General features: G+C 73.9%; 18 protein-coding genes and 3 tRNA genes. 7 read left to right on the top strand and 14 right to left on the bottom strand.

Annotated features, from left to right (window positions below):
• Positions 1 to 20: 20 nt before the first annotated feature.
• On the top strand, positions 21 to 932 hold the full coding sequence (locus A3CO_RS0102900) for a serine protease (RefSeq protein WP_245561410.1): 912 nt from the start codon (positions 21 to 23) through the stop codon (positions 930 to 932).
• Between the two features lie 52 nt (positions 933 to 984).
• Complete coding sequence (locus A3CO_RS0102895; protein ID WP_018330728.1) at positions 985 to 1,932, top strand: hypothetical protein; 948 nt, start codon at positions 985 to 987, stop codon at positions 1,930 to 1,932.
• Between the two features lie 93 nt (positions 1,933 to 2,025).
• On the opposite strand, the gene A3CO_RS0102890 is transcribed toward A3CO_RS0102895, so the two are convergent.
• The 9 genes from A3CO_RS0102890 to A3CO_RS29770 all read right to left on the bottom strand — a co-directional run bounded on the left by A3CO_RS0102890 (position 2,026) and on the right by A3CO_RS29770 (position 8,012).
• Positions 2,026 to 3,075 (bottom strand): NAD(P)-dependent alcohol dehydrogenase, encoded by a 1,050-nt coding sequence (locus tag A3CO_RS0102890; protein ID WP_018330727.1) that lies wholly within the window; start codon positions 3,073 to 3,075, stop codon positions 2,026 to 2,028.
• A 281-nt stretch (positions 3,076 to 3,356) separates the two neighbouring features.
• A tRNA-Phe gene (locus A3CO_RS0102885) sits at positions 3,357 to 3,430 on the bottom strand.
• A gap of 39 nt (positions 3,431 to 3,469) precedes the next feature.
• Positions 3,470 to 3,543, bottom strand: a tRNA-Asp gene (locus tag A3CO_RS0102880).
• A 38-nt stretch (positions 3,544 to 3,581) separates the two neighbouring features.
• Positions 3,582 to 3,654: transfer RNA gene (locus A3CO_RS0102875), tRNA-Glu, on the bottom strand.
• A 64-nt stretch (positions 3,655 to 3,718) separates the two neighbouring features.
• On the bottom strand, positions 3,719 to 4,462 hold the full coding sequence (locus tag A3CO_RS38905; RefSeq protein WP_018330726.1) for a ScbR family autoregulator-binding transcription factor: 744 nt from the start codon (positions 4,460 to 4,462) through the stop codon (positions 3,719 to 3,721).
• Positions 4,463 to 4,534: 72 nt separating this feature from the next.
• Positions 4,535 to 4,813: a hypothetical protein gene (locus tag A3CO_RS40185; protein WP_342663140.1), complete on the bottom strand. Its 279-nt coding sequence runs from the start codon at positions 4,811 to 4,813 to the stop codon at positions 4,535 to 4,537.
• A 147-nt stretch (positions 4,814 to 4,960) separates the two neighbouring features.
• Positions 4,961 to 6,211, bottom strand: coding sequence for a serine hydrolase domain-containing protein (locus tag A3CO_RS0102860; protein WP_018330724.1), 1,251 nt, complete (start codon positions 6,209 to 6,211; stop codon positions 4,961 to 4,963).
• 22 nt (positions 6,212 to 6,233) lie between these two features.
• The gene (locus tag A3CO_RS0102855) at positions 6,234 to 7,373 is read right to left on the bottom strand and encodes an FAD-dependent monooxygenase (protein ID WP_018330723.1); all 1,140 of its coding nucleotides are present in this window, start codon (positions 7,371 to 7,373) and stop codon (positions 6,234 to 6,236) included.
• A 117-nt stretch (positions 7,374 to 7,490) separates the two neighbouring features.
• Positions 7,491 to 8,012 (bottom strand): phosphatase PAP2 family protein, encoded by a 522-nt coding sequence (locus A3CO_RS29770; protein WP_084681491.1) that lies wholly within the window; start codon positions 8,010 to 8,012, stop codon positions 7,491 to 7,493.
• Positions 8,013 to 8,200: 188 nt separating this feature from the next.
• Between A3CO_RS29770 and A3CO_RS35240 the strand changes: the two genes are divergently transcribed.
• Positions 8,201 to 9,058 (top strand): hypothetical protein, encoded by an 858-nt coding sequence (locus tag A3CO_RS35240; RefSeq protein WP_157646940.1) that lies wholly within the window; start codon positions 8,201 to 8,203, stop codon positions 9,056 to 9,058.
• A gap of 12 nt (positions 9,059 to 9,070) precedes the next feature.
• Here the strand turns inward: A3CO_RS35240 and A3CO_RS29760 are convergent, their stop codons facing one another.
• Complete coding sequence (locus A3CO_RS29760) at positions 9,071 to 10,924, bottom strand: MFS transporter (RefSeq protein ID WP_211214371.1); 1,854 nt, start codon at positions 10,922 to 10,924, stop codon at positions 9,071 to 9,073.
• Between the two features lie 54 nt (positions 10,925 to 10,978).
• On the opposite strand from A3CO_RS29760, the gene A3CO_RS0102835 reads away from it, so the two are divergent.
• Positions 10,979 to 11,353, top strand: coding sequence for a VOC family protein (locus tag A3CO_RS0102835; protein WP_018330719.1), 375 nt, complete (start codon positions 10,979 to 10,981; stop codon positions 11,351 to 11,353).
• Between the two features lie 43 nt (positions 11,354 to 11,396).
• Here A3CO_RS0102835 and A3CO_RS0102830 read toward each other — a convergent pair whose 3' ends face one another.
• Positions 11,397 to 12,287, bottom strand: a complete 891-nt coding sequence (locus A3CO_RS0102830) for a TIGR03620 family F420-dependent LLM class oxidoreductase (RefSeq protein WP_018330718.1) — start codon at positions 12,285 to 12,287, stop codon at positions 11,397 to 11,399.
• A 10-nt stretch (positions 12,288 to 12,297) separates the two neighbouring features.
• A complete protein-coding gene (locus A3CO_RS29755) occupies positions 12,298 to 12,951 on the bottom strand; it encodes a MerR family transcriptional regulator (protein WP_018330717.1) in 654 nt (217 codons plus the stop codon).
• A gap of 81 nt (positions 12,952 to 13,032) precedes the next feature.
• Here A3CO_RS29755 and A3CO_RS0102820 point away from each other — a divergent pair, with 81 nt between their 5' ends.
• From A3CO_RS0102820 to A3CO_RS0102810, 3 genes are read left to right on the top strand one after another with little or no spacing between them, the layout of a single operon-like run.
• The gene (locus A3CO_RS0102820; protein ID WP_018330716.1) at positions 13,033 to 13,989 is read left to right on the top strand and encodes a hypothetical protein; all 957 of its coding nucleotides are present in this window, start codon (positions 13,033 to 13,035) and stop codon (positions 13,987 to 13,989) included.
• Positions 13,986 to 14,306, top strand: coding sequence for a DUF2834 domain-containing protein (locus tag A3CO_RS29750; RefSeq protein WP_018330715.1), 321 nt, complete (start codon positions 13,986 to 13,988; stop codon positions 14,304 to 14,306). Before A3CO_RS0102820 ends, A3CO_RS29750 begins: the two co-directional genes overlap by 4 nt.
• The gene (locus A3CO_RS0102810; RefSeq protein WP_018330714.1) at positions 14,303 to 14,803 is read left to right on the top strand and encodes a DUF4188 domain-containing protein; all 501 of its coding nucleotides are present in this window, start codon (positions 14,303 to 14,305) and stop codon (positions 14,801 to 14,803) included. Before A3CO_RS29750 ends, A3CO_RS0102810 begins: the two co-directional genes overlap by 4 nt.
• 60 nt (positions 14,804 to 14,863) lie before the next feature.
• Here the strand turns inward: A3CO_RS0102810 and A3CO_RS0102805 are convergent, their stop codons facing one another.
• Both A3CO_RS0102805 and A3CO_RS0102800 read right to left on the bottom strand, forming a co-directional pair.
• On the bottom strand, positions 14,864 to 16,006 hold the full coding sequence (locus tag A3CO_RS0102805) for an acyl-CoA dehydrogenase family protein (RefSeq protein WP_018330713.1): 1,143 nt from the start codon (positions 16,004 to 16,006) through the stop codon (positions 14,864 to 14,866).
• Positions 16,006 to 18,000 (bottom strand): acetyl/propionyl/methylcrotonyl-CoA carboxylase subunit alpha, encoded by a 1,995-nt coding sequence (locus A3CO_RS0102800; RefSeq protein ID WP_018330712.1) that lies wholly within the window; start codon positions 17,998 to 18,000, stop codon positions 16,006 to 16,008. The genes A3CO_RS0102805 and A3CO_RS0102800 overlap by 1 nt, the downstream gene beginning before the upstream one ends.
• Between the last annotated feature and the right edge of the window lie 59 nt (positions 18,001 to 18,059).

Below are 18,059 nucleotides of genomic sequence, written 5' to 3'. Positions count from 1 at the left end.
CGGACGGGTGAGGTGGCCAGGTGCGGCAGGGACGACGAATCACCACGGTGCTCGCGGGCGCGGCCATGCTCCTCGGGGCCGCGACCGGGGCCGCCTGGGCCGACCCGACCCCGTCCCCGGCGCCACCGGCCGCCCCGAGCGCCGTCACGGTGCCCGGGCCCGCCGTGCCCCTGCCCGCCCCGGTCGCCCTCCCGGACATGACCACCGCGCTCGGCGGGTCGATCCACCCCGGCGTCCAGGTGCGGACCGACGGCGCGCAGTGCACCGCCAACTTCGTCTACGCCGGCGGCGGGAAGACCTACCTCGGGCAGGCCGCGCACTGCTCCGGCACCGGCGCGGCGACCGAGACCGACGGCTGCACCTCGGCCTCGCTCCCCCTCGGGACGCCGGTCGCGATCAGCGGCGCCTCGAAGCCGGGGAAGCTCGCGTACAACTCCTGGCTCGCCATGCAGCACGCCGGTGAGAAGGACCCGGACGCGTGCGCCTACAACGACCTCGCGCTGATCGAGATCGACCCGGCCGACGTCGCAGCGGTGTCCCCGACCGTGCCCTTCTTCGGCGGCCCGACCGGCCTGGACACCGCCGGGCTCACCGCCGGCCAGCGGGTCGCGAGCTACGGCAACTCGGAACTGCGCGGCGGCGTGGCCGCCCTGTCCCCGAAGGTCGGCGCGGCGCTGGGTGACACCGGGAACGGGTGGAGCCACCCGGTCCTCACCGTCTCCCCGGGCGTGCCCGGGGACTCCGGGAGCGGGTTCCTCGCGGCCGACGGGACGGCGGTGGGCGTGCTCTCGACGCTGAACCTGGCGCCCGCACCCGGCTCGAACGGTGTCGGTGACCTCGCCCGGATGCTGGCCTACGCGCGGGCGCACGGCGCACCCGGTGACCTGAAGCTCGTCACCGGCGGGCCGTTCCACAGCCTTGGCCTGGTCTGACCACTCGTTCGGCCGATCGTCATGCACCCACCGTCACCACGACGCTGGAGACATGACCCGTCCCGACCACGTCCTCCCTCCCCGCGACGCCCCCGTCGTCCCCGGTGACGGCCCCCGCCACCGGGGACGCGCCGCCACGACCCGGTCCCGGGAGCGCGGCTGGCTCCGATGGTGGTGGGCCGCCGCGGGCTTCGGGGTCGTGGGCGCCGGGGCGCTCGTCGCGGGGTTCGTCGTCGCCGACCAGAGTCTCGCGTTCATGGTCTGGTTCGGCTGCTGGCTGGCCGCTATCGGGTGCATGGTCCCCGGCTACCGGCTCGGCTGGTCCCAGCGCCACGACCGGTACGACGACGAGCTCTGCCGCTACGCGGGCGGCGTCCGCGTCGAGTTCGTGCTGCCCGACCCCGAGGAGGCCGGCACCGTCCGGCTGGCGGGCGGCGGCGTCGCGGAGACCCACCTCCGACGCGATCGGCGGGTGGTGGTGCAGGGCGGGCGCACCCTCTCGCTGGAGGAGAGCGTCCTTGCCCGCACCGACCAGGGGACGATCGACGGCCTCGCGCTGCGCCTCGTCGAGGACGGTGGCGACATCCTCGCCACGGCCCGGGGCGAACGCCGCGGTGACCTCGTGGACTGGACCCTCCACGTCCCCCTCGGCGAGCTGCGGCTGCGCCAGCGGCTCCACGCCGTCCCCGGCCGCCGGACCCTCCTCGACCGCTGGGGCCGCGCGTGGCGGGTGCGGGCCGACGCCGACGCCCTGCACTGGACCGCCGAGCTCCCGGTGGAGGCCGACGCCGTCGACGCCGTCATGGTGTCGTGGTTCCTCTGCCACCTCGACGCCGTGGGGCTCGACCGCTGCTACCGCCCCGCGCTGGGCTCCGGCCCGGCCGCGACGGCCTCGGACGGGGCCGCACGTCCCGACGGGGACGCGCGGTGGCTCCCGGTGGGGTCGCCCGGGCGGAGGCCCGACGTCCCGATGGCGCAGAGCAGCGGCGTCGAGTTCTGACGTCCGCCCCCGGTCACGGCGACGGCCCGTCGCCGGGAGCGGCGACGGGCCGGGACCGTCACGACGAGCCGGGGGACGACCCGCCGTCGGGAACTACTTCTCGAAGGACGCGATGTCGATGACGAACCGGTACCGGACGTCCGAGTCGACGACGCGGTCGTAGGCCTGGTTGACGTCGTCCACCGTGATCGTCTCGATCTCGGCGCCGATGTGGTGCTCGGCGCAGAAGTCGAGCATCTTCTGGGTGTCGCGGATGCCGCCGATCTTCGAGCCGGCGAGGCTGCGACGGCCGTTGGCCAGCGAGAACGCGTGGATCGAGCCCGGGTTCGACGGGATGCCGACGTTGACCATCGAGCCGTCGAGGGCGAGCAGCGCCACGTACTTCTCGAGGTCGAGGTCGGCCGAGACCGTGTTGACGATCAGGTCGAACGTGCTGTCGAGGGTCTCGAACGTCTTCTCGTCCGACGTGGCGTAATAGTGGTCGGCCCCGAGCCGCTTGCCGTCCTCCTCCTTCGACAGCGTCTGGGAGAGGACCGTGACCTCGGCGCCGAGCGCGTGGGCGATCTTGACCCCGACGTGGCCGAGGCCGCCCATGCCGATGATGGCGACCTTCTTGCCGGGGCCGGCACCCCAGTGGGTCAGCGGCGTGTAGAGCGTGATCCCGGCGCACAGCAGCGGCGCGGCGACGTCGAGCTCGACGCCCTCGGGGATGTTCAGCACGTAGTTCTCGTCGACGACGACCGACTGCGAGTAGCCGCCGAAGGTCTGCTCGCCGGTGTACTCGCGGGCGTTGTAGGTCTGCACCTCACCCTTCGTGCAGAACTGCTCCTCGCCGGCCTTGCAGTTGTCGCACTCGCGGCAGGAGTCCACGAAGCAGCCGACGCCCACGCGGTCGCCCACGGAGAATTTCGTGACCTCGTCACCGACGGCGGCGACGGTGCCCGCGATCTCGTGGCCGGGCACCATCGGGAACTCCGCGCCACCCCACTCGTCGCGGGCCTGGTGGATGTCGGAGTGGCAGATGCCGGCGTACGCGATCTCGATGACGACGTCGTGCGGCTTCGGGTCCCGGCGCTCGATGGTCGAGCGCTCGAGCGGCTTCGAGGCGCCTTCGGTGACCAGGGCGGAGACGGTGGTCGGCACGGCGTGGACCTTCCTTCGTTGCGACGTGGGCCCGACCCCTGCGGGTCCGGCCATCGTTCGTCGTCGGGTTGTCCACGATTGAACGACCTCAACCACGGGCGTTCGTCAGCTCACACCGAGCAACGTCGTGGGTGGTTGGACCGTCCGGCGGGGCCGTGAGGGTGACGTGAGGCAGGAATTCGAGCCGCCTGACCCGCCTGACGCAGACCTCGCAGAAAGGGCGCAGCACACCGCTCCTGAACGCACGAAAGCCCACCGGAAGCACGTCCGGTGGGCTGAGGTGGCCAGGGGCGGGGTCGAACCGCCGACCTATCGCTTTTCAGGCGATCGCTCGTACCGACTGAGCTACCTGGCCGTGTCGGCCAGGCCCTCAGACGGAACCAGCTCGACTGTGCGACCCAGACGGGACTCGAACCCGCGACCTTCGCCGTGACAGGGCGACGCGCTAACCAACTGCGCCACTGGGCCTAGCTTGTGAAACTGTTGTTCACCAGAACTCTACTGCGTACCCCCAACGGGATTCGAACCCGCGTTGCCGCCTTGAAAGGGCGGAGTCCTAGGCCACTGAACGATGGGGGCTCGGTGCGAGAACCTTACCCCCTCCGGTGGTGACCGGTCCGCTCCGTTGGGTGCGTGGAGAACCTTACGGGACGGGGTCCGGACCGCTCTCAGGCACCCCCGGCAACGGGTCCCCCAGGGGCAGCGACGCCATGCCGCCGGCCGCTTCCCACCGCGCCAACCAGGCCGGTTCGGCGACGCACCCGAGCAGCAGTTCCCACGAGCGCACCGCCCGGTCGCGCAGGTCGGCCTGCCCCGTCGTCGCGGTGGAGACCACCCGGTGGCCGTTGCCGAGGGCGACGACGGTGCGCGCGAGGTCCTCGGCGTCGACGCCCTCGCGGAGCAGCCCCGCGTCGCGGGCCCGGCCGAGGAGGTCGAGGAACACGTCGTCCCAGTACTGGTAGGCCCAGCGGAAGCGCTCCGGTCCGAGGACGCCCTCGCCCACCGCGCGCATGCCGCCGCGCACGTGGACGTCGGCGGCGAACACGTCCGCGATCCCGATGGCGATCGCGACCGCCGTCGTCATCGGGTCGTGCCCGAGGCTCTCGAAGGCCGCGGTGATCTCGGGGAAGCGCCGCTCCATCACGGCGACGACGGCGTCCGCCATCGCCTCCTTGGACGCGAAGTGGAAGTACAACGCGCCCTTGGTGACGCCGCTGCGGTCGAGGATCTTCGACAGGGAGGCGGCGTGGTAGCCCTCCGCGGCGAACTCGTGGGCCGCGGCGGCGAGGATGGTCTCGCGGGTCGCCACGGCGCGTGCCTGACGCGGCGCCGGGCGGTGGGGCTCACCGGACCCGGTCGCGCGGGGCGGAGCGGGGATGTCGACCATGACCACACCACGCTAAACGGGCCCGGGCCGTCCCCGCGCGGCCGACGCGCCGGACGGTCCGTGTCCCTCGACTCAGCGGCGGACCGGCGGCGGCTCGCCCGCCTCGCCGATCAGCCCGAGCATGTCGAGCAGGTCACGACAGTCCTCGGAGTCGAGCGAGTTGCGGGCGACGGCCATCCGGGCGCGGTGCACCTGCTCCTCGCTGACCCGGTAGACGTCGGCCGCGGTCCGCTGGGCCGGCACCCCGGCCAGGGCGCCCGACTCCGTTCCTCGCGGGGCGGGAACGGCCGCGGCCGTGGCCTCCGGATGCGGTCCGGCTGGCCGTCGTCGTGGACCCGGCGTCACGTTCATCCGTCTCCTGAGCACCCGTTCCCTCGTCCGACGCGAGGCAGGGCAGGACGCTACAGAGCGGGCGGGTCCCGTGCAGCCCTCTCTCAGGGTGACCCGGGGACTCCTCAGGTTCGTGACGCAGCGTGGCGCTAGGCCGGACGAGGTGCCTCAGTCCACGAGTGCCTGGTAGACGAGTGATCGCATCCGGCTGCGGATCGGGTGCGCGCTCGAGGGCAGCAGCTGGGTGAGGAAGAGCGCCGTGATCTCCTCGGCGGGGTCGACCCAGAACGCGGTGCTGGCGGCGCCGCCCCAGGCCATCTCGCCGGCCGAGGCGAGCGTGCGGTAGGCGGCCGGGTCGAGCACCACCGACACCCCCAGACCGAACCCGACGCCGTGGAACGGCATCTCGGCGAAGAGCGGGCGACCGACCTGCTCGAGGTCCTGTCCCCCGGGCAGGTGGTTGCGGCCCATGTAGGCCACGGTGCGCGACCCGAGCAGCCGGACCCCGTCCAGCTCCCCGCCGCGGGCGAGCATCTGCACGAAGCGGTGGTAGTCGGCCGCGGTCGAGACCATGCCGCCGCCCCCCGAGAGCCACGTCGGCGGCCGGAGGAAGGGGTCGCCCATGGCGTCGGCCCGCACCCGACGCCGACCGGGGCCGAGCGCGTAGAGCGCTGCGGTGCGTGACGGGTCGTCCGCGGCGAAGCCGGTCGACGTCATGCCCAGCGGGTCGAGGATCTCGGCCTGCAGGAACGCGTCCAGCGACCGCCCCGACACCACCTCGACGAGCCGGCCGAGCACGTCCGTGGCGTGGCTGTAGTTCCACTCGGTGCCGGGGGTGTGCACGAGAGGCATCTCGGCCCAGGCGTCCACACAGGCCGCCAGGTCCATGCCCGCGGGCACGCCCCACTCGAACCCGCGCGCGCGGTAGAGCTCGTCGACCGGGTGGGCGTGGTGGAAGCCGTAGGTCAGGCCCGCGGTGTGGGTGAGCAGGTGCCACACCCGGATCGGCTCGGGGCTCGGCATCGTCAGCGGCGACGTCGAGCTGCCCTTGACGTAGACGCGCGGCTCGGCGAAGGCCGGCAGCCAGCGGCTGATCGGGTCGGTCAGCTCGAGCTCCCCGCGCTCCCAGAGCATCAGGGCGGCGACCGAGGTGATCGGCTTGGTCATCGAGTAGATGCGCCAGCGGGTGTCCGCCTCGACGGGCAGCCCGGCCTCCTCGTCGCGCATCCCGTACTCCGAGGCGTGCACGACCTGCCCGCGACGGGCCACGACGGTCTGCCACCCGGCGAGCCGGCCGTCGTCGACGTAGCGCCGGAAGTGCTCGTCGACCCGGGCGAGCCGGGCGGGGTCGAAGCCGAGGGCGGCGGGATCGGCCTCGACCGAGATCGGACGGCCGGGGGCGTTCGCAGCGATGGTCACCGGGCCATCCTGCGCCTGTGCCCTACGGCTCGCCCACGATCTCGGCGACCTCGTCGACGGCCTCCCGGGCCCACAGCCGGTCCCGCAGCCGGCGGGTGAGCCCCTCGGCGTGCGCGAGCGCCGCGAACTCCGCCACCTTCGCCGCGCACGCGGCCCGGGCGGCGGCACGCAGCGCCTCGTAGCCCTCCAGGCCCGGCAGGATGCGCCCGTCCGAGCGGTCGAAGGCGGCGCCGAGCGCGTGCGCGTCGAGCAGCGCCTGGTCCTCGTCCTCGCCCGCGTGGGGCAGGAGGGGCTGGGCGGCGGCGCCGACGACGGTCAGCCGGTGCCGCGTCCAGCGCGGCAGGGGCCGCTGGTGGGCGACGACCTGGTCGGGCTCGCGGGTCGCGACGCCCGAGACCGTGCGGCGGACCTCCGGGTCGAGCCGCGAGACGATCCACTCCCGCTCCGCGGGCGGCAGGTCCGCGCGGGTCACGAAGGTGACGTCCGCGCCGCCGTCCGGCGACGGCACGCGGGTCACCTGGAGCGCGGGCGACGACCACACCTGCAGCTCGGGCTGGGCCGGCTCGCCCGCGGTGGCCGCCACCGTGCCCCGTCGCACGACGAAGGTCGGCGAGAGCGCTCCGGCGCCGCCGTCGAGCAGGGCCCGCACCCGGCTGGAGGCACCGTCGGCACCGACGAGCGCCTCCGCGCGCCACTCCTCGCCACCCTCGAGCGTGACCAGCGCGGCGTCACCGATGTCCTCGACGCCGGTGAGCCGGCTGTCGTAGCGCACCGAGATCATCTCGTCGCGGGCGCACGCCGCCGCCAGCGCCCGCCGCAGCTCCTGCCGGGCGACCACCAGCACCGGGTAGCCGAAGCGCGCCCGGACGTTCTCCCCGAGCTCCACCTTGCGCAGCGGCTGACCGGTCCCGGCGTCGAGATGGACGAGGCGCTGCAGCTCGAGCGTCCGGCCCAGCAGCGGGTCGAGCAGCCCGAGGCCGTGGAGCACCCGCGTGGCCGGCGGACGCAGGAGGGTCGAGCCGGTCAGGGCCGGGTCGTCCTCGACCGCCGGGTCGGGGCCCCGGTCGAGCACCTGCACGGGGAAGCCCTGGTGGGCGAGGCAGAGCGCCGTCGCCAGGCCGTCGACACCGGTCCCGAGAACCAGGAGCGGGACCTGCTCCATGGTGGGACCTCCGATCGGCACAGCGACGGACCGCGCTCTTCTGTACGCCCATGAGACAGTATTCGGCGCATTCGAGTGACGCCATGGCTACCCGTTCGAGGTAGCGACGCCCGTGCGTCAGGCTACCGACGAGTCAACTGACCCTTTCGAGGGATAGATCTTGACGGGGTGCTTCCCGAGGATCGCGGTGAGCGCGACGGCCACCGCCGGCAGCGCGGCGCCCAGCATCCACCCGGCCGGCACGTCGGTGGTCCAGGGCACGCCGAGGGAGGCACGGCCGACCCCGGTCAACCCGATGATCACCGCCCCGACCAGCACGATCGCGCCGCGTACAACCGGCCCATCGCGTCCCGCCTCACGGAGCAGCAGGGGGACCGCGATGACGGTCAGCCCGACGGCGAGCGCGGACACGAGGGCGTGCCCGGACGGCATCGACGCCGAGGTCTCCACCGCGAGCCGCGTGTCCGGCGGCGGGCGTGCCCGTACGACGGTGCCCTCGAAGAACCGGATGGTGAGAGATCCCACAATCACCGCCCCCACACGCACACCGCGGCCGGGGGCGCCCACGGCGGGCGAGCACCAGCGCCGCGAGGACGGCGAGCCCTCCGGTGACGAACGTCCCGCGCCGACCAGGAGCACCGGCCGCCACCGCCAGGCCCGTCGCCACCGTCACCGTCGTGGTCCTCCGTCGCGCCCGGGTCCCCCGAGCCGGCGTCGGGACGGGGCGGTACCCCGTCCGCAGGAGCGACGCGCACGTCGATGTGCGCGTCCCGCGGTCCGGGGACGGGCAGACTCGCGCTGGACGGGGTCGACGGACGGAGGTGGCCGTGCTGGTCGTCGGGCTCGTCGCCGCCCTCGTCGCCGCCGGGGCCAACGCCGGGGCGGCGATGCTCGAGGCCCTGGCGACCCGGCGGGCCACGCGGGCCGCGGGCGTCGTCACCAGCCCCGTCTACCTCGCGGGTCTCCTGCTCGACATCGTCGGCTGGATCCTCACCGTCCTCGCGCTCCGGTACATGCCCATCGTCGCCGTGCAGGCGATCGTGGCGGGCCAGGTCGTCATCACCGTGATCGCGTCGCACTGGGTGTTCGACACCCCGCTGCGTCGCGTGGACCTCGTCGCGGCGGGCGCCAACGTGCTCGGCCTGGGGCTGCTGGTGGGCAGCGCGAGCACCGGCGAGCTCCCGCACACCGGGGTCGGCGGCACGATCGCGATCCTCGTGGTGCTCGTCGCGCTGGCGGTCGGGGGAATCACCCTCGCGGTGCGCAGCCGGCGGGCCGTCCCCACGGCCTTCGTCGCCGGCCTCGCGTTCGGCGGCACGGCGGTGGCGGTGCGGCTCGTCGACCTCGACGGCCCGCTCGGCGAGATCGCGCGGCGGGTGGTGACGGACCCGATCGCGTGGGCCCTCGTCGGCTACGCCGCCCTCGGGCTCGGCCTGTACACGGTCGCGTTGGCCCGCGGCTCGGTCGGACCGGTCGTGGCCGTGCTCGCGGTCACCGAGACGCTGGCCCCCGGGTTGCTCGGCCTGCTCCTGCTCGGCGACGGCATCCGGGAGGGCTGGGCGCCGTGGTTCGTCGTCGGCCTGCTGCTCTCCCTCGGCGGCGTGGTGGTGCTGGCGCGCTCGCCCGCGCAGGCCTCCCTCGCCGGTGACGACGGGGTCGCGCGGCCACCGCTCAAACGGGCGTGAGCGCCCGTCGGGTCAGCTCATCGTCCGGACGGCGTGGTCCTGGGCCGCGGGGCCGAGCACGACGTCGTAGGCGCTCGTGTGCGCGCTGACGGCCACCCGCCCGACGTCGGGTGCACGCCCCTGGGCGCGGGCCACGAGCTGGTAGGTCCCGGGGCCCGGCGGGACGAGGCGGAACGACCCGTCCGGGTCGCCCTCCGTCCGCGCCGCCTGGTGGCCGGTCTCGTCCACGAGCGTGAGCACCGAGCCCGGCACGGGCTCGCCGTCCTCGGACCGCACGACCCGACCGACGACGGCCGGCCCGCGGTCCGGCGCCGACCCGTCGTCGGGAGCCCAGGCCGCGTGACGGGGAGCGGTCTCGGGAGTGGGCTCGGCCTCCTGCGCAGACCCCGGAGCCTCGGCCGTGGGCTCGTCGGCGGTCCGGGGTGCTTCCTCCGGCGCTTGACGACGGCGGGTGACGCGCCCCGCGATGAGGTCCGCGATGCCGACGAGCAGCGCCAGCACGACGAGACCGACGGTGATGACGAGCCCCGAGCTGATCGAGCGCGACCAGTCGCCGCGGCTGCCGGCGAGGGAGGAGAAGAACACCGCCCCGACCGCCGAGATGCCGATGGCCGACCCGATGCGCTGCCCGGTCTGCAGGACGCCCGCGGCGGTCCCGCCCTCGCGGGCCGGGACCTCCTCGAGGGCGAGGGTCTGGTTGGGCGCGATCACCAGGCCGCCGCCGACGCCCGCGACGAGCAGGGGCAGCGCGATGGCCCAGCCGACGCTGGACGGGTCGAGCCGCAGCACGATGTCGGTGACGACGAGCCCCACCACCACCGTGACCAGGCCGCCGACGATGAGCGGCTTGCCGAGCCGGGAGATGAGCCGGCCGCCGATGGCGGAGGACACCGCGGAGCCCACCGCGAACGGCGTCAGCGCGAGGCCCGCCTCGAGGGGGGTGAACTGCCGGCCCTGCTGCAGGAACAGGGTGAGCACGAAGAAGATGGAGGTGAAGCCCGCGAAGTAGAGCAGGCCGAGTGCGGTGCCCATGGCGTAGCTGCGGGTGCGCAGCAGCCCGAAGTTGACCAGCGGGTGCCCGTGGGTGCGCTTCGCGCGGCGTTCCCAGGCGACGAAGAGCAGCCCGAGCAGGACGGCGACGCCGACGAGCCACCACGGGGCGCCGGAGAAGTTCTGCTCGGAGAGCACGAGCGGGAGCATCAGCGCGACGACCGCCCCGCCGAGCAGGAGCGCCCCGACGAGGTCGAGCGGACGCCGTTCGCCGGTCCGGGCCTCGTCGGTGGGGAGCCACCACAGGCCGAGCAGGAGCGCGACGATGCCGATCGGCACGTTGACGTAGAAGACCCAGCGCCAGCCCTCGGCCTCGCCGGCCCACTGCAGGAGCAGGCCCCCGGAGAGCGGGCCCACGGCGGTCGAGATGCCGATGACCGCGCCGAACAACCCGAACGCGCGCCCTCGTTCCCGGCCGGAGAACAGCTGCTGGATCACCCCGATGATCTGCGGGTTCATCATGCCGCCGGCGGCCCCCTGCAGGAGGCGGGCGACGACGAGCATCGTCGGGTCGACCGAGAGCCCGGCCACCGCGCTCGTGATCGTGAACAGCGCGAGCGCGATGAGGAACATCTTCTTGCGCCCGCGGTCGTCCCCGAGCCGTCCGGAGGAGACGAGCACGAGCCCGAACGTCAGCGCGTAGCCCGATACCACCCAGGACAGCTCCGCCGACGACGCGCCGAGGCCGCGCTGCATGGAGGGGAGGGCGACGTTGACGATGCTGACGTCGAGCAGCGTCATGAACCCGGCGACCAGGCACACCACGAGGGCGCGCCAGCGGCGGGGATCGGGTGCTGCCTGGCCGGGATTGCTCACGCCGGTCAGGATGCCCCCGCCCGGCCGACCGAATCCCGAAAGGTGGGACCTCACGTGGAGGTGCTGTCCAGCCGCATCCTGATCCGCCCCCGCGACCCCGAGGTCGCGTGGTCCTTCTACGGCGGCACCCTGGGGCTCGCGGTGGCCCGTGAGTTCCCCGGCGGGGTCGTCTACTTCCTCGGCACCGGCTACCTGGAGGTCTCGGGACGGGTTCCCGACGCCGGGTCGGGGCCGGACGGCATCTGGCTGCAGGTCCGCGACGTCGAGGCCGAGGAGGCCGCGCTGCGCGCCGCCGGCGTCGCGATCCGGCGGGAGACCCGCACCGAGCCGTGGGGTCTGCGCGAGTGCTGGATCAGCGACCCCGACGGCCGGGCGATCGTCCTCGTCGAGGTCCCGCCGGACCACCCGATCCGGCGGGACGTGCGCTGACGCGCCCGTGAGTACTTCTCCGTGCCCTGGCACGGAGAAGTACTCACAGGCGCAGCGCCTCTGCGAGCTCCCGCAGCGCCGGGCGCGGGTCGTCGAAGGGCGAGTCGCCGAGGGCCTGGATCAGTACGTGGTCGGCGCCCGCGTCGAGGTGGGCGGTGACCGCCGCGGCGGCCGCCTCGGCCGAGCCGGTCCCGACCAGCGCCCGCGCGAGGCGGTCCGACCCGCCGCGGACGAGGTCGGACTCGTCGAAGCCCTGGCGCAGCCACGAGTTCCGGTAGTTCGGCAGGCCGGAGTAGATCTCCAGGTGGGCGTGGGCCCGGCGCAGCGCGGTCTCCTCGTCGCCGAGGGCCACGGCCTGCTCCGAGATGACCCACTTGTCCGGGCCGAGGCGCTCGCGCTGGTCCGCGGTCGCCTGCGGCAGCACGAGGTAGGGGTGCGACCCGTCGGCGGCGCTCCCGGACAGCTCGATCATCTTCGGCCCGAGCGCGGCGATGACGCGGGTCGGCCGGGCGTCCGGCTCGACCTCGGCGGGCACGGCGTCCATCCGCTGCAGGTAGTCGCGCATCGTCGCGAGCGGCTTGGCGTAGGTCCCGCCGCGGCCGCGCTCCACGAGCGGCGCGTGCGAGACGCCGAGCCCGAGCACGAAGCGCCCCGGGTGCAGTGCGGTCAGCGTGCGGGCGCCGGACTCCGCGGCGATGGGGTCGCGCGCGTGGATGTTCGCGATCCCGGTGCCGACGACGAGGCGCTCGGTCGCGTTCAGGAACGCGCCGGCCTGCGTGAGGCTCTCCTTGCCGTAGGCCTCGCCGTACCAGAGGGAGCCGTAGCCCATGCCCTCGAGATCGCGGGCGACGTCGGTCGCGTCGGAGATGCGCCACGCGTCGCTGGTCCACCAGACGCCGACGCGGGACGGGAAGTCGATTCGTGCCTGAGGCATGATCGCGACGCTAACCCCGCGGATGGGTCGGCGCTTCCCCGAGGAGCCGCAGCGACCGGTCCTGCTGCGCGAGCCGCCGGACCGCGGCGATGAGGGTGTCGCCCAGGACGGTCCCGACGACGACGCCCTCCACCGTCCGCGCCCGGTCGCCCCGCTCCACGACGGCGGCCACCTCGCGCTCCGCGACCTCCTCCATCGTGCGCATGTAGAGCCCGAGCTGGCGGGCGAGGTCGCCGTCGCCGAGCCGGAGGTAGGTGGCGAGGACGCCGACCGCGCTGTGCCAGGCCGGGTTCTCCGCCGAGACCTGCCAGCCCCGCTCGTCGACGTGCTCGGCGAGCATCCGCGCGGCCGCGGTCCAGGCCTCGTCCGGCTCCTCCGGCGGGACGGGCGCCGCCGTCGTGGTGCCGGAGGCCCGGCCGAGCGCCTCGAACAGCGGGAGGTCGGGGTCGTCGACGGCGGCGAGCACGTCGCGGGTCGCGACGACGGACAGGCCCCCGACGTCGATCAACGCGCGGATCATCCGCAGCCGCCGCAGGTGCCCGTCGTCGTACGAGGCCTGGTTCGGGCTGGTCCGCTCGCCGGCCGGCAGCAGCCCCTCCCGCAGGTAGTACTTGATCGACGCGACGCTCACGCCACTGCGCCGGCTCAGCTCGCCGACCCTCATCCGTCTCCTCTCGCTGGACATCCGGTACGGATAGCTCTACTGTCCATAGTCACCGGACAGCTGAACTATCCAGTGTGGGGGATGACCGTGCGAACCTGGAACCGACCCCTCCTCGTCTTCGCCGGCGCCATGGTGCTGCTGGCGCCGGTCTGCGTGGCGGGGCTCCTGCTCGACCCCCGGGTGCTCGGCGGCGCACCGATCTGGGCCAAGCCGCTCAAGTTCTCGGTCAGCTTCGTGCTGTACGCGCCGACGCTGGCCTGGATGGTGTCGCTCGTCCGCGGTGAGCGGGCCCACCGGATCGCCTCCGTCGCGGCCACCGTGGTCGCCGTGACCTCGACGATCGAGATGATCGCGATCGTCGGCCAGGTGGTCCGGGGCCGGGCGAGCCACTTCGACGTCGCCACCCCGTTCGACACGGCGGTGTGGGCGGTGATGGGCTCGTCGATCGCGGTGCTCTGGGTGGCGAACCTCGTGATCGCGGTGACGCTCCTGCGCGAGCGGTCGCTCACCCCGTCGATCGCGTGGGGCGTCCGTCTCGGGCTCCTCGTCTCCCTGCTCGGCATGGCCGTCGCCTTCCTCATGACGAGCCCGAGCGGCTACCAGATCGCCGCGGCGAAGGCCGGCCGCGGGATGCCGATGGCGGGAGCGCACGCGGTCGGTGTCCCCGACGGCGGGCCGGGCCTCGCCCTGCTCGGGTGGTCGACCACCGGCGGCGACCTGCGTGTCGGGCACTTCGTCGGGCTGCACGGCCTGCAGGTCGTGCCGTTGGTGGCGCTCGGGCTGCTGCTCCTCGCGTCGCGCGTCCCGGCGCTGCGCGACGAGACGGTGCGGGTCCGGCTGGTGATGGTGGCCGCCGCGGCCTGGACCGGGCTCACGCTCCTGCTGACCTGGCAGGCCCTCCGGGCGCAGCCGCTGTTCGCCCCGGATGCCGTGACCCTGGCGGTCGTGGGAGGCCTCGTCGTCGCGACCGCCCTCGCCGTCGGCACCGTGCTCGCCCGCGGCCCGCGCCCGTCCGTCCGCGAGGCGGTGGCGGCATGAGGTACGTCTACCTCGCGCTCTCGCTGGTCGGACTCGTCGGGACCTGGTGGTTCAACCTCGCCTCGATGGCCGCGGGCGAGGACTACCTCGCCGGGTGGTTCGCGAACGCCGCGAGCTCGTCGGCCGCGGTCGACATCCTCGTGGCCGGTCTCGCGGCCTGCGTGTTCATGGTCGTCGAGGGCCGGCGCCTGGGGTGGCCGACCTGGTCGCTCGTCCTGCTCGTCGTCGGCAGTGCGGCGATCGCCGTCGCCTTCGTCTTCCCGCTGTTCCTGTTCCTGCGCGACCGTTCGCGTTCCCTCTCGGAGGTCCCGGCATGAGTGCCTACGTCCGTCGCAGCGCCGACATCGAGGGCGACTTCGTCGTCTTCCTGATCGGCACCCACATCAACCGCTGGACCGACGTCCGCGCCTGGCTCCCCGTGTTCCGGGCGATGCCCCGCATGCTGCGCGAACTGGCGCGGCACCCGGGGATGGGCATGCTGCAGGCCCACGCCGGCTGGATGTTCGGCGGGCCCGCCGTCGTGCAGTACTGGCGCTCCTACGAGCACCTCGAGGCGTACGCGCGCAACGCGGAGGCCGAGCACCTCCCGGCGTGGCGCGCGTTCAACCGGGCCGCCCGGACGTCGCCGGACTCGGTCGGCATCTTCCACGAGACCTACCGCGTGTCCGCCGGGCAGTGGGAGACGATCTACGGCGCGATGCCCGAGATCGGTCTCCTCGCCGCGAGCCGCGCGGTGGACCTGTCGTCGGGGAGCACCTCGGCCACCCGTCTCGGCACCCGGACCCAGGACGTCGCGCCGGTCGAGGCCCCCTGACCGCACGAACGGCCCGTTCGTCACGATCGACCATGACGAACGGGCCGTTCGTGGCGACGGCTAGAGCCCCAGACGCTTCGCGATCAGCATCTTCTGCACCTCGGAGGTGCCCTCGCCGATCTCGAGGATCTTCGAGTCGCGGTACTGGCGGGCCACCGGGTACTCGTTCATGAACCCGTAGCCGCCGAAGATCTGCGTCGCGTCGCGAGCGTTGTCCATCGCGGCGTTGGAGGAGACGAGCTTGGCGATCGCCGCCTCCTTCGTGAACGGCACGCCGGCGGCCATCTTCTCGGCCGCGTGCTGCCAGGCCAGGCGGGACGTGACGGCGCGCGCCTCCATCTCGGCGATCTTGAACTGGATGGCCTGGTAGGTGCCGATGGCCGCCCCGAACGCCTGGCGCTCGCGGGCGTAGCGGACCGACTCGTCGACACAGCCCTGGGCCGCCCCGGTGGCGAGCGCGGCGATCGCGACCCGCCCCTCGTCGAGGATCGACAGGAACTGCGCGAAGCCCTTGCCCCGCTGCCCGACGAGGTTCTCCTCGGGCACGCGGCAGTCGTCGAACGCCAGCTCGTGGGTGTCCGAGGCGTTCCAGCCGACCTTCGAGTAGCTGGGTGCGACGGTGAACCCCGCGGTGCCGCTCGGCACGAGGATCGCGGAGATCTCGCGCTTGCCCGCGGTCTGCCCGGTGACCGCGGTGACCGTGACGTGCGAGGTGATGCGGGTGCCGGAGTTGGTGATGAAGGCCTTCGAGCCGTTGATGACCCAGTCGCCGTCGTCCTGCTTCGCCGTCGTCCTCGTCGCCCCGGCGTCGGAGCCGCCGCCGGCCTCGGTGAGCCCGAACCCGCCGAGGGTTCGACCGGCCGCGAGGTCGGGCAGCCAGCGCTGCTTCTGCTCGTCGGACCCGAACCGCACCAGCGGCATGATCCCCAGCGAGACGCCCGCCTCGAGGGTGATCGCGACCGACTGGTCGACCCGGCCGAGCTCCTCGAGCGCAACGCACAGCGCGACGTAGTCGCCGCCCATGCCGCCGTGCTCCTCGGGCACCGGCAGGCCGAACAGGCCCATCTCGCCCATCGTCGCGACGAGGTCGTACGGGAACTCCTCGCGGATGTAGTAGTCCCCGATGACCGGCGCGACCTCCTTCTGGGCGAAGTCCTCGACGGTCCGGCGGAGGTCCTCGTGCTCGGGCGACAGCTGCATCATCACTCCTGCGGTGTGACGGTCACGAGGGGCGCGTCGAGTGCGACGGTCGCCCCGGTTCTCGCGGGGAGCTCGGTCACCGTGCCGGCGACCGGCGCGGTGAGCACGTGCTCCATCTTCATGGCCTCGACGACGACGAGCCGCTGCCCGGCGTCGACCGGCTGGTGGAGTTCGACCTCGACGACGGTGACGGTGCCCGGCATCGGGCTCGTGACGGTGCCGTCGGAGGCCTGCGCGGTCCGCGCCGCGGCCAGCCGCTCCTGCTCGCGCAGCGCCCACGTCCCGCCGTCCCGGGAGATCCACAGGACCCCGTCCGCCACGGCGGTCCGGTAGCGCCGGGTGACCCCGTCCAGCGTCGTCACCAGGCCGTCCCCGGTGCTCGTCCCGACGACGGGTCGCGCCTGGCCGTCCCCGAGGGTCACCGTGGCGTCGTCGGGACGGCCGCGCAGGGCGACGTCGAACGTCGTGTCCTTCTCCCCCAGCGGCACCAGCGTCCAGCGCGCAGGCGCGGGCTCGCCGCCGAGCCGCCAGCCGCCGAGCGTGGTGAACGGGTCGTCGGATTCGGGCAGGCGCAGGAGGCCGGCGAGCGCGGCGGCGACCACGACGTCGTCGGGAACCTGCTGCTCGGGCACGCCGAGGCGCGCGATGAGGCCGGTGTCGAGCCGGCCCGCGCGGACGTCGTCGTCGGCGAGGAGCGTGCGCAGCCAGGCGAGGTTGGTGGTCACACCGAGCACCGTCGTGCGGGCGAGGGCCTCGTCGAGCCGGTCGAGGGCCTCGGCGCGGTCGGCGCCCGCGGCGATGATCTTGGCGAGCATCGGGTCGTAGGCGCTGCCGACCTCCTGGCCGACCTGCACGCCCGCGTCGACCCGCGCCCCCGTCACCTGCGTCGAGCTCCGCTCCGCCGCGTCCCCCGCCGGCCAGTCGAGCCCCAGGATGCGCCCGCCCGTGGGGAGGAAGCCGCGCGCCGGGTCCTCGGCGTAGAGACGGACCTCGACGGCGTGGCCCTCGAGCGTCACGTCGTCCTGGTCGTAACCCAGCGGTTCGCCCGCGGCGATGCGCAGCTGCTCGGCGACGAGGTCCAGCCGGCCACCGCGGACCCGCACGACCTCCTCGGTGACCGGGTGCTCGACCTGCAGCCGGGTGTTCATCTCGAGGAAGAAGAACTCGCTCGCGTCGGCGTTCGTCACGAACTCGACGGTCCCGGCGCCGACGTACCCGCAGGCCTTCGCGGCGTCGACCGCGGCGCGGCCCATGGCCGCGCGCTGCGTCGCGTCGAGCACCGCCGACGGCGCCTCCTCGACGACCTTCTGGTGGCGGCGCTGCAGCGAGCACTCGCGTTCGCCGAGGTGGACGACGGCGCCGTGGGTGTCGGCGAGGACCTGGATCTCGACGTGGCGCGGGTTCGTCACGTACCGCTCGAGCAGCAGCGTGTCGTCGCCGAAGGAGCCGCGGGCCTCACGCCGGGCGGCCGCGAGCGCATCGTCGAGGTCCTCGGCCCGCTCGACGACGTGCATGCCCTTGCCGCCGCCCCCGGCGCTGGGCTTGAGCAGCACGGGGAAGCCGGTGGCGCGCGCGGCCTCGGCGAGCTCGGCGTCGGTGAGCCCCTTCTCGGAGCTGCCGGGCACGAGCGGGACCCCGGCCGGCTCGACGGCGGCCTTCGCCGAGATCTTGTCGCCCATCGTCTCGATGGCGCTCGGGGGCGGCCCGATCCACGTCATGCCGGCGTCGGCCACCCGGCGGGCGAACGCGGCGTTCTCGGCGAGGAAGCCGTAGCCCGGGTGGACCGCCTGCGCGCCGACCCGTCGCCCGGCCGCGACGATCGCCTCCCCGTCGAGGTAGTTCCCGACGCGGACCGCCACGTCGGCCGCTGCGACGTGCGGCGACGACGCGTCGGCGTCGGTGTAGACGGCGACGCTGCGCAGCCCGCGGGCGCGCACGGTGGCGGCGATGCGGACGGCGATCTCGCCCCGGTTGGCGATCAGCACGCTGGCGAACATCGGGTCCTCTCGTGGTGGCAGCCGAGCGTCGTTGCTGTCACTGGATGACAGCGACGACG

Origin of the sequence: Actinomycetospora chiangmaiensis DSM 45062 (genome assembly GCF_000379625.1) — a bacterium.
In the GTDB taxonomy this organism is placed as follows: domain Bacteria; phylum Actinomycetota; class Actinomycetes; order Mycobacteriales; family Pseudonocardiaceae; genus Actinomycetospora; species Actinomycetospora chiangmaiensis.
This window is presented reverse-complemented; position numbering and strand designations above follow the sequence as displayed.